This window comes from Gluconacetobacter diazotrophicus PA1 5, assembly GCF_000067045.1.
Lineage (GTDB): Bacteria > Pseudomonadota > Alphaproteobacteria > Acetobacterales > Acetobacteraceae > Gluconacetobacter > Gluconacetobacter diazotrophicus.
Genome location: NC_010125.1, coordinates 3,462,067 through 3,476,765, shown reverse-complemented (window position 1 = coordinate 3,476,765; position 14,699 = coordinate 3,462,067). Strand labels below are relative to the sequence as shown.

At 65.2% G+C, this 14,699-nt stretch carries 8 protein-coding genes; 3 read left to right on the top strand and 5 right to left on the bottom strand.

From position 1 onward, the window contains the following. Positions 1-31 precede the first annotated feature (31 nt). On the bottom strand, positions 32-2,998 hold the full coding sequence (locus GDI_RS15985) for a glycosyltransferase (protein WP_012227901.1): 2,967 nt from the start codon (positions 2,996-2,998) through the stop codon (positions 32-34). A gap of 279 nt (positions 2,999-3,277) precedes the next feature. Between GDI_RS15985 and GDI_RS15980 the strand changes: the two genes are divergently transcribed. Continuing rightward, positions 3,278-4,234, top strand: coding sequence for a glycosyltransferase (locus GDI_RS15980; protein ID WP_012227900.1), 957 nt, complete (start codon positions 3,278-3,280; stop codon positions 4,232-4,234). Positions 4,235-4,315: 81 nt separating this feature from the next. Then, the gene (locus GDI_RS19325) at positions 4,316-4,489 is read left to right on the top strand and encodes a DUF1328 domain-containing protein (RefSeq protein ID WP_012227898.1); all 174 of its coding nucleotides are present in this window, start codon (positions 4,316-4,318) and stop codon (positions 4,487-4,489) included. A gap of 36 nt (positions 4,490-4,525) precedes the next feature. Here the strand turns inward: GDI_RS19325 and GDI_RS15970 are convergent, their stop codons facing one another. The 4 genes from GDI_RS15970 to GDI_RS15955 form a co-directional block, all read right to left on the bottom strand. Then, positions 4,526-6,076, bottom strand: coding sequence for an efflux transporter outer membrane subunit (locus GDI_RS15970; RefSeq protein ID WP_012227897.1), 1,551 nt, complete (start codon positions 6,074-6,076; stop codon positions 4,526-4,528). Positions 6,077-6,081: 5 nt separating this feature from the next. Then, the gene (locus GDI_RS15965) at positions 6,082-9,387 is read right to left on the bottom strand and encodes an efflux RND transporter permease subunit (protein ID WP_012227895.1); all 3,306 of its coding nucleotides are present in this window, start codon (positions 9,385-9,387) and stop codon (positions 6,082-6,084) included. Further along, a complete protein-coding gene (locus tag GDI_RS15960) occupies positions 9,384-12,548 on the bottom strand; it encodes an efflux RND transporter permease subunit (RefSeq protein WP_012227893.1) in 3,165 nt (1,054 codons plus the stop codon). The genes GDI_RS15965 and GDI_RS15960 overlap by 4 nt, the downstream gene beginning before the upstream one ends. A 61-nt stretch (positions 12,549-12,609) precedes the next feature. After that, positions 12,610-13,917 carry an MdtA/MuxA family multidrug efflux RND transporter periplasmic adaptor subunit gene (locus tag GDI_RS15955; protein WP_012227891.1) on the bottom strand — a complete coding sequence of 436 codons (1,308 nt, stop codon included), beginning with the start codon at positions 13,915-13,917 and terminating at the stop codon, positions 12,610-12,612. Between the two features lie 363 nt (positions 13,918-14,280). On the opposite strand from GDI_RS15955, the gene GDI_RS15950 reads away from it, so the two are divergent. After that, a complete protein-coding gene (locus GDI_RS15950) occupies positions 14,281-14,589 on the top strand; it encodes a CsbD family protein (protein ID WP_012227889.1) in 309 nt (102 codons plus the stop codon). Positions 14,590-14,699 lie beyond the last annotated feature (110 nt).

Below are 14,699 nucleotides of genomic sequence, written 5' to 3'. Positions count from 1 at the left end.
TATAGAAAAATCGAATTAAAGCGAGTCGGTTTCATGAAAGCGAAAAATAAAAATCATTGGGTCCCAAATTGGGATTGTAGAAAGGATCGTGCATCAGGAAATGTGGATTTTTATAATAAAGCCGATTTTTTTCCTGATCGAGGCGTCGCCGTTTTTCTTTGTTTTTGTTGTCATTTCCTCGGCTTAGAGATTCATAATGGAAAAGCTCAGCGCCAGGACACACCACATTATAGAAGCCGTGTTCTACCAGACGGAAACACAGATCGACGTCGTTATAGGCGATCGGGAAGGACTCGTCGAACCCGCCGACAGCATCAAATTTCGTTCGCTCGATCATGAGGCAGGCTCCGGTCACGGCGATCCAGTCATATTCGAGCAAATTGCGGGCGAAATAGCCCGGAGTGTATGCGTCGGCAGACCAAAAGGCGTGATTGGGACCATCCGCCAGATTCAGGACGCCACTATGCTGGATTTTCCGGCTGTCTGGATACAACAGCTTGGCACCGACAGCGCCGACATGCGTAAGTTGCGCATATCCGGCCATCCGTCCGATCCAGTCAGGTGAGATCACCTGAGTGTCGTCGTTCAGGAACAGCAATAGGCTGCCCTTCGCATCGCCGACGCCGATATTGTTGATCTCGGAATAGTTGAACGGTGCGTCATGCCTTATCACCCGCACGTTCGGGTTGGCGTGAAGGGAGTCCAGGTAATTCACCGTTGCCGCGTCGGTTGAACCATTATCAAGCAGGACGATTTCGAAGTTTCGGTAATGCGAATGTCCAAAAATGGAATCGAGACAGTTTTTCAATACGGTCCCGTTGTTCTTGGTGGGAATGATGATGGATACCAGCGGGGTTCCCTGCACGTCATAATTGACGCGGAAATATCCCGCCAGTTGCGGGACGGCTTCGATCGTTCCCTTCAGTCCACGACGTTCGAGCGCCGCCATGCGGGCGCGACGGCCCGCGTCGACCGCATAAGGCTTCGCATTCAAATCTGAAGCCACTGATTGCGGGATGATACGCCAGTGATAGAGCACCTTCGGCACGTGAGAGATGCGTTTGGCCGCTTCCGTCACGCGCAGGACGAAATCCCAATCCTGACTTCCGTCGAATTCCGATCGCAGATCGCCCACCGTTTCGAGCAGCGCGCGGCGCACGCACGACACGTGACACGTGTACATCGTGCTCATCAGCGTATCGGGCGACCAGTCGGGCTTGAAGAACGGCTGGCTGAAACGCCCGTCCGGCTCGATCTTGTCCTCGTCGCTGTAGACGTAGTCGGGATCTTCCGCGTCGATGCATTTCGCCAGTTCGAACAGGCAGTCGTCGGTCAGTTCGTCGTCGTGATCGAGGAACACGATGTAGTCGCCGCCGGCTTCGGCCAGCCCCCGATTGGTCGCACCCGATATTCCCATGTTGCTTTCCAGCAGAATGGTCCTGATCCGGGGATCGACGAGCTTCGACGCATTGTCGCGCACGGATTGCTGCGGACTCTTGTCGTCGACGAGGATCAGTTCCCAGTGCGGATACCATTGCGCCAGGACGGAGCCCACCATTCGCTGGAACAGATCGTCCGGCGTGTTGTACAGCGGCACGACGATCGAGAATGCGGGGCGCTTCGCCAGGCGCGCGATCTGCGCGTCCAGATTGTCGGGGCGCCGCCGGGGTACGAAGACGTAGCCCGACGGGTCGGAGGCGAGCCGATAGGTGCCTTGCGGCATCCCGTTCGGCAGTGCGGTGCCGGATGATGCCGGCCAGGGCTGATAGGCGATGTGCGGGCAGGACGGGTCGCCTGGCGTCTCGCTGAAGACGGCGTGCTGTACCGCGCGCGCGCGGCGGAAACGGAGTCGCGCGGGCATCCGATGGGGCGTCATGGCCCACCACACCGCCTTGGCACCGCGCCGCAACTGGTGACGCACACGGGGCGAAAGGCGCGACCCCACGTCCCGGGCGACCTTCGTGGCGCGCCAGGTCGTGCTGGCCCGGATCTGCGCGACCTCGGTATTCGTCAGCGCCAGCACGTTCTGGACGCTGGAAAGATCCCGTTGGGTAATGGACAGTTCGCCTTGAACCGACGACAGGTCGGTACGCAGGCGCTCGTCCTCCTGGTCACGGGCATCCAACTGCTGGTTCAGGTCGTCGATATTCGCGGAAAGATCCTTCTGGATGCTGTCGCGTTCGTGCTGGATCGACGACAGATCCGCGCGCAGCCGCTCTTCGTCCTGGGCACGGGTCGCCAGTTGCTGATGCAAGGCGCCGATTTCGGCATTCAGTTCCCTGTGGGCCCGTTCCAGCACGTACTGGGTCGAAACGGCGGCGCCCAGCCGTGAGTAGGCTTCGCGTATCGCCACGCGGGCCTCGGTGCCGCTCTCCAGCAGCGGGCGCAATCCGGGCGGCACGCGCGAACCCGGACAGAGTACGCCCAGCCCGTGCCCGTGAAAGAATTCAAATGACGGGTGTCTGGCGCGCAGTTCCTCCCACAGGCGCCAGACCCCGAAATCGCCTTCCCGAACGTTGATGTCGTGGAACAGCACCACGCCGTGTTCGGACATTTTCGGCAGCCAGGTCGTATAGTCCTCGAGGACATCTTCGTAGCGGTGTCGTCCGTCGATGTGCAGGAGATCGATCTCGCCGTCCGTGAAATGGACGAGCGCATCGTGGAAATACGCGCGGATGAGTCGCGAGAATCCCGCATAATGCTGCCCCTGAAGGCCGGACAGGGTGTTGAATACCTGTTCGCCGTAAAAGCCGGCGTGCTCGTCCCCCGCCCAGGTATCGACCGCATAGCACCGTGTCGGCAGCCTGAGCCGCTGGACCGCCTGGCAGAACGCGAGGAACGAGAACCCGGCATGCGTCCCCAGTTCGACGAAGACGGCCGGCTGAACCTTCTCCATCAGCCAGAACGCGAACGGTGCGTGCTCCAGCCATGCCGATTCCAGGATATGCTGTGGTGCCCAGAAGGAGGCCGGACCAACACATGGAACAGATGTGTCCATTCCCCCTTCGTGATCGGGTGCGGAGACATTTTCTGGATGATTAGACACTGGCTTTCTCACAGTAAGAACGCTATGACCCGCGCCGGGTTTCCAGAGACCGGATCGTCTGTTTTTTGTGTCCTACGCGGCGGTGGGCGCGGCTTCAAGGATTGTGTCGCGCCTTTATTCCCTGGAACGGCCCCGGCGCCGACTTCATGATCGGCATCCGGCCGGGTCTCTGTTTCTTTTGGCATGAGGATGGAAGTGGCAGGTTATCAGACGATACCCAGCATTCGCGACATGGCTGGCGAGGCATTTGACGTGGATGAGTGCAGGATTGCCGTCCTGGTGCCATGCCATAACGAGGAACTGGCCATCGCCCAGGTCGTGCACGATTTTCGCACGGCACTGCCGGGCGCGGTCATCTATGTCTACGACAACAACTCCACCGACCGGACGGTGGACGTCGCCGCGGCGGCCGGGGCGGTGGTGCGGACGGAACGCCTGCAGGGCAAGGGGTATGTCGTCCGGCGCATGTTCGCCGATATCGAGGCCGATTTCTATGTGATGGTCGATGGCGACGCCACCTACGATGCCGCGGCCGCGCCGGCCATGCTGGCCATGGCGCGCGACGAAGGGCTGGACATGGTCAACGGCGCCCGCGTGACGGATCGGGAGGCCGCCTATCGGCGGGGCCATGTGCTGGGCAACAAGGTCCTGACCGGCCTGGTCACGGCGGTCTTCGGCCATCGGCTTTCGGATATGCTGTCGGGCTACCGGGTCTTTTCCCGGCGCTTCGTCAAATCCTTTCCCGCCCTTTCGGCCGGTTTCGAGACCGAGACCGAACTGACGGTGCATGCGCTGGAACTCAGCATGCCGATCGGCGAAGTGGCGACGCAGTATGTCGAACGCCCCGAGGGCACGGTTTCCAAGCTGCGGACCTATCGGGACGGGATCAGGATCCTGCGGACCATCGTCAATCTGGTGAAGCAGGAGCGCCCGTTGCAGTTCTTCGTCACGCTCGGGGCGCTGCTGTTCCTGCTGGGCCTGGGGACCGGCGTGCCCGTCGTGCTGGAATTCCTGCGCACGGGACTGGTGCCCCGGCTGCCGACGGCCGTGCTGGCGACCGGGTGCATGATGCTGGCGGGACTGGCGCTGACCTGCGGCCTGATCCTGGACAGCGTGACCCTGGCGCGGCGGGAGGTGAAGCGGCTGGCCTATCTGGCGCTGCCGCCGCCGGCGCGGACGGCGCCCTGAACCGGGCGGCCGATCCGGCGGGGGAACTTGCAAGCCAGTCGAAGCGTTTGATTTCACGGAACGTTTTATGGAGTTGTGATGATGTTGAAGCTGGCGCTGCTTTTTCTGGTGATTTCGATCGTGGCCGGAGTGTTCGGGTTTAGCGGTATTTCGGCCGCGTCGGCGGGAATTGCGAAGATCCTGTTTTTCATCTTCATCCTGGCCTTCGTCATCTTCCTGCTGATCGCGCTGCTGACGGCCAAGGCGATCCTGTGATCGCCCCAGCCGGTTCGGGCATCGCCGGTTCCGGCCCTACTGGTTTTTGTCCTTCTGGATAAAGGAGGGCAGGAACGGATTGTCGGTCTGCATCGAAGCCTTCGACGGCAGGCTGGTGGCGTTCCACCCGCCGCCCAGCGCCTGCACCAGCGCCACGGAATCGACCATGCGCTGCTGCTGGATGGACAGGGCGGATTCGGCATTGCTGAGGGCCGTGGTCTCGTTGGTGATGACCGTGGTGTAGATCTGGGTTCCGGCCTCGTACTGGTTCAGTGAGACCTGGACGGCCTGGTTGGCGAAATCCAGGGCGATCTGCTGCTGGGTTGCCTGCTGTTCAAGGATGCGCAGGTTGGACAGATTGTCCTCGGTATTCTGCAGGGCCGTCAGCACGGTCTGGCGGTAGGTCGCGACGGCGCTGTCGTACTGGGCGTTGGCGCCGTGCACCGCCGCCATGCGGGACCCGCCCTGGAACAGGACTTCCGAGGCCGAGGCGCCGAGCGACCAGATCCGGTTGACCACCTGGACCAGTTGCCCGATGGGGTCGCCGCTGTAGGAATAGTCGGCCGTCAGCGTGACGTCGGGGAAGAACGCCGCCATGTCGGCGCCGATCTGGGCGTTGTACTGTTCCATGGCCCGTTCGGCGGCGGCCACGTCGGGGCGGCGCTGCAGCAGGTCGGCGGGGACCCCGACCGGAATGGCGGGGATCTGGCGGGGCAGCGTGCCGGGCGTGATCGTCAGGTCGGCGGGCGGACGGCCCATCAGCACCGCGATGGCGTGTTCGTACTGCGCGCGGGCGATGCCGGCCTGGATCAGCGTGGCACGATTCTGTTCAAGCTGGGTGCGGGCCTGCATCACCGCCGTCGGATCGGCGGTGCCGGCCTCGTACTGGTTCTGCGTGATCTGCAGCGCCTGGGTGTTGAAATCCACGTAGCGGCGCAGCAGCTCCTGCAGCGAATCCTGGTAGCGCAGGTTGAAATAGGCCGTGGCGAGCTGCGCCTGGTAGGACAGGGTGGCATTCGCCAGGTCGGCGGCGCTGGCCTGGGCCTCGGTCACCTGGCTTTGGATATTGCGGCGGATGCGGCCCCACAGATCCAGGTCCCAGCTTGCGCTGGGGCCCATCGAATAGGTCGTCTCGGTCGTGTTGGTCGCCGCCCCCCCGTAGCTGACCAGGCTGCCGGTGGACGCCGAGCGCGAGCCACGCCCCTGGCTGTTGCGGTTGAACCCCAGGCTGCCGCTGAGGGTGGGAAAAAGCTGTGCCCGCACGCTGTCGATCATGGCGCGGGCCTGGCGGTAGTTGGCCTCGTACATCCGCACGTTCTGGTTCGAGATCGCGACCTGCGATTCCAGTCGGTTCAGGACGGGATCGTTATAGATCGTCCACCAGGCGCCCTTGGGCAGTTCGGCCATGGCGGGCCGGGCGCGTTCCCAGCCTGCGGCCGGGGTCAGTTCCTTGAAGCGGGCCGAAACCGGGGCGGCGGGGCGGTGGTAGGATGGCCCGACCATGCAGCCGGCCAGCGCCAGCGGTGCCAGAATGCCGCCCAGATGCAGGGCGCCCCGGCGGGACATCAGGGAAAATGGCGAAGTCATCCGGTTCAGGCATCCTGTTGGGAGAGTGGATCGCGCCTGCCCGTCAGGGCGCGGGCGGCGGAGAGGTATCGGCCCCGGCACCACCTGCCGAAGCGGTCGAGATAGAGATAGACGACCGGGGTGGTGTACAGCGTCAGCGCCTGGCTGACGACCAGGCCGCCGACGATGGCGATACCCAGCGGGCGCCGCAGTTCCGCCCCGTAGCCATGGCCCAGGATCAGCGGCAGCGCCCCCAGGGCGGCGGCCAGCGTCGTCATCATGATCGGGCGGAAGCGCAGCAGGCACGCGGTGCGGATGGCATCGCCCGGGCTGTGGCCGTCGCGTTCGGCCTCGATGGCGAAATCGACCAGCATGATCGCGTTCTTCTTCACGATGCCGATCAGCAGGATCATCCCGATCATCGCGATCAGCGAGAAATCCTCGCCCGTCAGGTCCAGCGCCAGCAGCGCGCCCACCCCGGCCGAGGGCAGGGTGGACAGGATGGTCAGCGGGTGGACGTAGCTTTCGTACAGGATGCCCAGCACCATGTAGACCGCGGCCAGGGCGGCCAGGATCAGCACCGGTTCGTTATTGACCGATTTCTGGAACTGGCCCGCATTGCCGGCGAAGCTGCCATGGATGGTGGGGGGCACGTGCAGGCGCACCATCTCGGTGTCCACGATCTGGACCGCCTGGTCCAGCGACACGCCGGTCGCGAGATTGAACGAAATCGTCGCCGCGACCGACTGGCCCTGGTGGTTGACCGAGAGCGGCGTGAGCTGCGGCGTGATGCGCGAGACGATGTCCAGCGGCACCATGGTTTCCGAATTGGTCGAGACCGCCGAGCCGCTCGAGGCCGAATTGCCGCCGGCCAGGCTGTTGGCGATCTGGTTGCGGAAGGACTGGCTGCTGAGGCCGGCGGCGGTGCTGGCGCTGGCCGCGCTGGAGACGCGGATGGTATTCGACTGCGTGCCGCCGCTCGCGGTTCCGCCGGCGGTGCTGACCCAGACCTGCTTCAGGCTGTCGGGATTTTCCCAGAAGCGGGGTTCGACCTCCATCACCACGCGATACTGGTTCAGCGCGTTGAAGATGACCGATGCCGCGCGCTGGCCGTACGCGTCATAGAGCGTGTTGGACACGAGCTGCGGCGTGATCAGGGTCCGCGCCGAGGTTTCGCGGTCCAGCGCGACGTTCAGGGCCGAGCCGCCCTGCTGGATGTCCGACGAGATGTCGGCCAGTTGCGGATGCTTCTGCAGCGCCGCCACCAGCTTCGGCGTCCATTCGTACAGCTCGCCCGGCGAATCGGATTCCAGCGTGTACTGATAGGCCGCGTTGCTCTGGCGCGCGCCCATGCGCAGCGTGCCCGGCGCCATGGCGTAGAAATGCGCGCCGACCATGTTGCGCAGGCGCCGGCCGATGCGCGCGATCGTGGTGCTGGGCGGGTCGCTGCGCTGGGACTTGTCCTTCAGCACCACGAACAGGTTGGCCTGGTTGGCCGAACCGCGCCCGCCCATGAAGCCGGTCACGCTGACGACGTCGCGGTCCTTCATGATCGCGCGCTGGGTCTCGTCGATCTTCTGGGTCATGGCCTGGAAGGAAATCGACTGGTCCCCCATCAGGCGCCCCATCAGCAGGCCGGTGTCGCTGTCGGGAAAGAAGCCCTTGGGCATGTGGATGAACAGCGCGACCATCAGCGCGATGGTGCAGGGCAGGGACAGCAGCACCAGGCGCGGATAGGCCAGCGCGCCGTCCAGCGTGCGGGCATATCCGTTCTGCAGCGCGTGGAGCATGCGTTCCAGCACCATGGCGACGCGGGCCCATAGTCCGGTCGCCGGTTCCGCGGGCGCGGTCGTGTCGCCGCCCAGCACCTGCGCCGCCATCATCGGGGTCAGGGTCAGCGACAGCACCATGGAGACGAGGATCGTGATCGACACCGTCATCGCGAATTCATGGAACAGCCGCCCCGCCACGCCGCCCATCAGCAGGATGGGCAGGAAGACCGCGACCAGCGACATCGAGATCGAGAAGACGGTGAACGCCACTTCCTGCGCGCCCTGCAGGGTGGCCTGCCGCCGGTCCATGCCGGATTCCAGGTGGCGGCTGATGTTCTCGATCACCACGATGGCGTCGTCGACCACGAAGCCGGTGGAGACCGTGAGCGCCATCAGCGACAGGTTGTCCAGCGAATAGCCCAGCAGCTTCATCGCCCCGAAGGTGGCGATGATCGATGTCGGCACCACGATGGCGGGGATCAGCGTGGTGCGGCCCGACCGCAGGAACACCAGCACCACCAGCACCACCAGCACGACCGAGATCACGAGCGTGTACTGCGTGTCGGCCAGGGCGGCGCGGATGGTGATGGAGCGGTCCAGGATGCTGTGAAGCTGGACGCTGGGCGGCAGGGCGGCGCGCAGGGCCGGGATTTCCGCGTTGATCTGGTCGATCGTGTGGATCACGTTCGCGCCGGACTGGGCGAAGATGATCGCCAGCACCGCCTGCTGGCGGTTGTAATAGCCGGCATTGCGCACGTCCTCGACCCCGTCATTGACCTGGGCGATGTCGGCCAGGCGGACCGGCCGGCTGTTGTGATAGGCGATGATCAGGTCGCGATAGGCCTGGGCGCTGCGGGCCTGGTCGTTGGTATCCAGCGTGTAGCGCACGCCGTTCTGGTCGATGAAGCCCTTGGGCGTATGGGCGTTGGCCGACGCCAGGGCGGCGCGCACGTCCTCGAACCCGATGCCGAACTTATAGAGCGGCAGGGGATTCATCTCGACCCGCACCGCGGGCAGGGAACTGCCCCCGACCTCGACCTCGCCCACGCCGCGGATCTGCGACAGGTGCTGCTGCAGGACGTTGGTCGTCATGTCGTACAATTGCGGCATCGTGGCCGTGCGGGACGTCAGCGCCAGGATCATGATCGGCGCGCCGTTGGGGTTCGCCTTGAAATAGCTGGGATTCTGGCGCAGCGACGATGGCAGGTCGGCGCGCGCGGCCTGCAATGCGGCCTCGACATCGCGGGCGGCGCCGTTGATGTCGCGGTCCAGCGAGAATTGCAGCGTGATCCGCACCTGGTTCTGCGTGGACTGGGACGTCATCTCGGTCAGGTCGGCGATCGCGCCCAGCCGGCGTTCCAGCGGGGCCGCCACCGAACTGGCGATTTCCTCGGGCGATCCGCCGGCCTGTCGGGCCTGGACCTGGATCACCGGGAAATCGACGTTCGGCAGGTCCGCGACCGGCAGCGCCTGGTAGCCGATGACGCCCGCCAGCAGCAGCGCCACGGTCAGGAGCGTGGTCGCCACCGGTCGCAGGACGAAGAGGCGGACTGGGTTCATGTCGCCGTCCGGGGCGGGGCGACATCGGCGTCAGTGCGGCCGAAGCGGCGGCGCAGGCGCAGGCTGATCCGGTCCATCAGCAGGTAGATGACCGGCGTGGTGAACAGGGTCAGCAACTGGCTGACCATCAGCCCGCCGACGATGGCGATGCCCAGCGGACGGCGCAGTTCCGAACCGGTGCCGGTGCCGATCATCATCGGCAGCGCGCCCAGCATGGCGGCCAGCGTCGTCATCAGGATCGGGCGGAAGCGCAGCAGGGCGGCGTGATGGATGGCGTGCATGGGCTCCATCCCCTCGACCCGTTCGGCTTCCAGCGCGAAGTCGATCATCATGATCGCGTTCTTCTTCACGATGCCGATCAGCAGCACCAGGCCGATGATGCCCATCACGTCCAGTCCCGCGCCGCTGAGCTGCAGGGCCAGCAGCGCGCCGATGCCCGCCGACGGCAGGGTCGAGAGGATGGTGATCGGGTGGATGAAGCTCTCGTACAGGATGCCCAGCACGATATAGACCGCGACCAGCGCCGCCAGGACCAGCCACAATTCGTTGCCCAGGCTGTTGCGGAAGGCCGCCGCCGTGCCCTGGAACGAGGTCTGGAAGCTGGCGGGCAGGTGCAGCGACTGTTCCACCCGTTCGATTGCGTTCGTCGCCTCGCCCAGCGAATAGCCGGGCGACACGTTGAACGAGATGGTGGTGGCCGGGAACTGGCCGACATGCGTGATCAGCAGCGGCGCCGTGCCCCGCGTCACCGTCGTGACCGAGCGCAGCGGCACCAGGCCCGAGGTGGGTGCGCGGGTCGGGCCCGAGGTGCTGCTGCCCGAATTGCCGCTGATGCCGGGCAGGTACAGCTTGTCCAGCGAGGTCAGGCTTTTCTGGAAGGCGGGATCGGCCTCCATGATCACGCGATACTGGTTGGATTGCGTGTAGATGGTCGAGATCTGGCGCTGGCCGAACGAATCATACAGCACGTTGTCGATCGTCTGCGGCGTGATCGAGTACCGGGCGCCGGTCGTGCGGTCCAGGGTCACGTGGGCGATCAGCCCTTCGGCCTGCAGGTCGGACGTGACGTCGGCCAGGGCGGGTTCCTTCTGCAGGGCGGCGACGACGGTGGGCACCCAGGTGCGGAACTGGTCGTAGTCCGGGTTTTCCAGCAGGAACTGGTACTGGGTCGCGGCCACGGTGGTGTCCAGCGACAGGTCCTGCACCGGCTGCAGGTACAGGCTGGCGCCGGGGATGTCCGCGACCTCCTGCTGGATGCGGGCGGAGATCTGGCTGGCGGTTTCCGACCGGTCGTCGTGCGGGCGCAGGTTGATCAGGAACCGGCCCTGGTTCAGCGTCATGTTCTGGCCGTCGACGCCGATGAAGGACGACATGCTGACGACGTCGGGGTCCTGGAGGATGCGGTCGCCCAATGCCTGCTGGTGGGTCGACATGGCATCGAAGGACGTCGACTGCGCCATGACCGAGATGCCCTGGACCACGCCCGTGTCCTGCACCGGAAAGAAGCCCTTGGGGATGAACCAGGCCAGCACGCCGGTCAGCACCAGGGTGCAGACGAAGACCAGCAGGGTCAGCGGCTGGTGGCGCAGCACCACGGTCAGCGCGCGGCCATAGGCCGCGATCACCGATTCGGTCCAGCGTTCGACCGTGGCCGACCACCCCTTGGCGTCCGGCCCGTGCGGCCGTTCACTGAGCAGCCGCGCGCACATCATCGGCACCAGCGTCAGCGACACGACGGCGGACAGGATGATCGTCACCGACAGGGTGATGGCGAATTCATGGAACAGCCGCCCCACGACGTCGCCCATGAACAGGAGCGGGATCAGCACCGCGATCAGCGACACGGTCAGTGAGATGATGGTGAAGCCGATTTCGCCGGAACCCTTGAGGGATGCGGTCATGCGGTCGTCGCCGGCCTCGATGTAGCGGGAGATGTTCTCGATCATGACGATGGCGTCGTCCACGACGAAGCCGGTCGCGATCGTCAGCGACATCAGCGACAAATTGTCCAGCGAGAACCCCAGCAGGTACATCGCGGCCAGCGTGCCGACCAGCGACAGCGGAACCGACAGGCTGGGGATGATCGTCGCGGGGACGTTGCGCAGGAAGACGAAGATAACCGCGACCACCAGCGCCATCGCCAGCACCAGTTCGAATTCCACGTCGGCGACCGAAGCGCGGATGGTCGTCGTCCGGTCGGTCAGGGGGGTGATCGAGATTCCGGGCGGCAGCGCCTGCTGCAGTTGCGGCAGGGCGTACTTGATGTTGTCCACCACGGCGATGACGTTGGCGCCGGGCTGGCGCTGGACGTTCAGCACCAGGGCCGGGGTGCGGTTGGACCACGCGGCAAGCTGGGTGTTTTCCGGCCCCTGGACGACGGTGGCGACGTCGCGGATGCGCACCGGCCCGCTGTCCTGGTAGGCGATGACCTGATTCAGGAGCTGGTCCACGCCGGAAATCTGGCCGTCCACCCGCAGGGTGGAGGCGCGCTGCGCGCCGTCGAACGTGCCGGTGGGCGAGTTGACGTTGACGTTGCCGATCGTGGTGCGCAGCGTATCCATGTCCACGCCGAACGAGGTCAGCTTCGGCACGTTGACCCGTACGCGGATCGCCTTGCGGTTGCCGCCCGACAGCGTCACCAGCCCGACGCCGGAAATCTGGCTGATCTTCTGTGCCAGGCGGGTATAGACGTAATCCTCGACCTCGGTCAGCGGCAGGGTCTTCGAGGTGATGCCCAGCGTGAGCACGGGCGTGTCGGCCGGATTGACCTTGGCGTAGATCGGGGGCGCCGGCAGGTCGGTCGGCAGCAGCATCTGCGCCTCGTTGATCGCGGCCTGCACCTCCTGCTCCGCCACGTCCATCGACATCGACAGCCCGAAGCGCAGGGTGACGACCGAGGCGCCCCCCGACGATTGCGACGTCATCTGGTCCAGGCCCGGCATCTGCCCGAACTGGGTTTCCAGCGGCGCGGTCACCGACGTGGCCATGACGTCGGGCCCGGCCCCCGGATAGAAGGTCTGGACCGTGATGGTCGGATATTCGACCTGCGGCAGGGCCGAGACCGGCAGGAAGTGATAGCCCAGCAGCCCCGCCAGCATGATGGCCAGCATCAGCAGCGTGGTCGCGACCGGGCGTTCGATGAACAGGCGGGAGGGATTCACGCACGGCTCTCCGGCAGGGGAAGACGGATCGGGGGATTGGCCGGGTTCATGGCCGAGGGGGTCATTGCCGACCCTGGGCGCCCGAACGGGACCCGTTGTCCGTGCCCGCCTTGGTATCGGCGCCCGTCTTGGTGTCGGTACCCGTCCTGGCGTCGGCCGCCGCCGGGATGGTGACCTTCGACCCCGCATGCAGGCGGTCGGTGCCGTCGGTCACGACCACGTCGCCATCCTTCAGGCCCGAGGCCGCGACCACCACGTCGCCGTGGGTGGCGCCGGTCTTGATGTCGCGGACCTCGACCGTTTTGTCGGGCTTGACGACATAGGTGAACGGTCCGTTGGGCCCGGTCTGGACCGCGTTGGTCGGCACCAGCAGCACGTTATGCTGGGTGTTGACCAGCAGGTGGGCGTTGACGAACTGGTTCGGGAACAGGGTTTCGTCCTGGTTTGTGAAGATCGAGCGCAGGCGCACCGTGCCGGTCGAGGTGTCGATCTGGCTGTCCAGCACGCTGACCGTGCCGTCGGCGATCTTGCGCGTGTTGGTGCTGTCCCAGGCCGCGACCGGCAGGGCGATGCCGGTGCGCAGCCGCTCGGCCACCGCGCCCAGTTCGGTTTCGGGCAGGGTGAAGATGACCGAAATCGGCTGCATCTGCGTCAGGATGACCAGCCCGTTGGTCTGCCCGGCGGTCACGTAGTTGCCCATGTCCACCTGGCGGATGCCGACGCGCCCGTCCACGGGGGCGATGACGTGGCAGTACACGAGCTGCAGTTTTTCGTTGTCGACCATGGCCTGGTCGACCTTCACGGTGCCTTCGAGCTGCGCGACCTTGTATTGCTGGTCCTGGGCGGTCTGGGTCGCGATACTGTTCTGGCGGACCAGGCGCTGGTAGCGGTCGTTGTCCACCCGCGCCTGCTGGAGCTGCGCGATGTCCGAGGCCAGCTGGCCCTGGTACTGCGCCAGCGCCACCTCGTACGGCCGGGTGTCGATCAGCGCCAGCAGGTCGCCCTTCTTCACGTGCTGGCCCTCGGTGAACAGGACCTGCATCAGGTAGCCGTCGACGCGGGGCTGTACCGTGACGTTCGTGATCGGCACCACGGTGCCCAGTTCGGTCAGTTCGATCGGCATGTCGCCGGGATGGACCGTCGCCACGGCGACGGGCTGCGCGTCCCCGACCGCCTGGTGGCCGTGGCGGCCGCTGCCGCCGGTGGTGTGGGTATGCGGCCGCAGGAACGCCGCCGCGATCACCGCCGCGCCGACCAGCGCCGTTCCCCAGAGAAGCAGACGGCGACGTGATCCGCCCCGGGGCCCGCCCTGCCGTCCGGCTGCCTCATGCGCGGGCGCTTCGGAAGGGTCGCGTGTCGGTTTGTCCATGGTCGTCGGGTCTTCCTCAATCCAGTTGGCGTCGGGCGCGTCGTGCCGCGTGAGCGGCTTCGGGGGCAGTGTTAGCATCTGCGTCGGGAATTGACGTTAAATCCTGCTTATAATCGGTGTAAAAATGTAACAGTCCTGCCGCCCGCCGCCAGCGGGGGACCGGGCTGGGATGCGGCCCGGGGCCATCCTTTTTCCCGTTCCGCGTGGTATCGTCCTGCCTCGGGGGACGTGCGGCGGCGCCTGGCTCCGGAACCCGGGGCGCGTCCCGTTCGTTCTGCCCCCGAAGGCGTGGGATGGCCCTAAGGCTGCCATCATTACAGTGGCATCCTGCCTGGCAGCGCTATCCCGATTAAGGAGGAAGATATGACCGAATCCACCAGCGATACCTTCGTCGAAAAGGCCAAGGGCGTGGTCGAGGAAGGCACGGGGCGGGTGAAGGACGCGGCCGGCGGCCTGACCGGCGACGTGGGAATGCAGGCCGAAGGCAAGGCCGACCAGCTGGCCGGCATGGCCCGGCAGGAATTCGCCGAACTGTATGAGGAAGGCGAGGGCAAGCTGGAACAGGCGGTGCTGTTCGTCCAGGACCGGCCGCTGGTGTCGATCGGCATCGCGGCGGCGGTGGGCCTGCTGATGGGACTGATCTTCGCCCCGCGCCGCAAGGCGAAGGGCTGATTTCGGCCGGTCGAGTCGCATGACGGGCAAGATTTTTCCGTTTGAAAGGACTCGGCGTGGAATCAGCATCTTGCGCAACATGGCGTAAAGGTGGTTTCCATCCTTACTGG

Bases quoted from the DNA above. Each gene is read 5' to 3' on its own strand.
- GDI_RS15985 (WP_012227901.1), bottom strand. From the start codon at position 2,998: ATGGACACATCTGTTCCATGTGTTGGTCCGGCCTCCTTCTGGGCACCA.
- GDI_RS15980 (WP_012227900.1), top strand. From the start codon at position 3,278: ATGGCTGGCGAGGCATTTGACGTGGATGAGTGCAGGATTGCCGTCCTG.
- GDI_RS15970 (WP_012227897.1), bottom strand. From the start codon at position 6,076: ATGACTTCGCCATTTTCCCTGATGTCCCGCCGGGGCGCCCTGCATCTG.
- GDI_RS19325 (WP_012227898.1), top strand. From the start codon at position 4,316: ATGTTGAAGCTGGCGCTGCTTTTTCTGGTGATTTCGATCGTGGCCGGA.
- GDI_RS15965 (WP_012227895.1), bottom strand. From the start codon at position 9,387: ATGAACCCAGTCCGCCTCTTCGTCCTGCGACCGGTGGCGACCACGCTC.
- GDI_RS15950 (WP_012227889.1), top strand. From the start codon at position 14,281: ATGACCGAATCCACCAGCGATACCTTCGTCGAAAAGGCCAAGGGCGTG.
- GDI_RS15955 (WP_012227891.1), bottom strand. From the start codon at position 13,917: ATGGACAAACCGACACGCGACCCTTCCGAAGCGCCCGCGCATGAGGCA.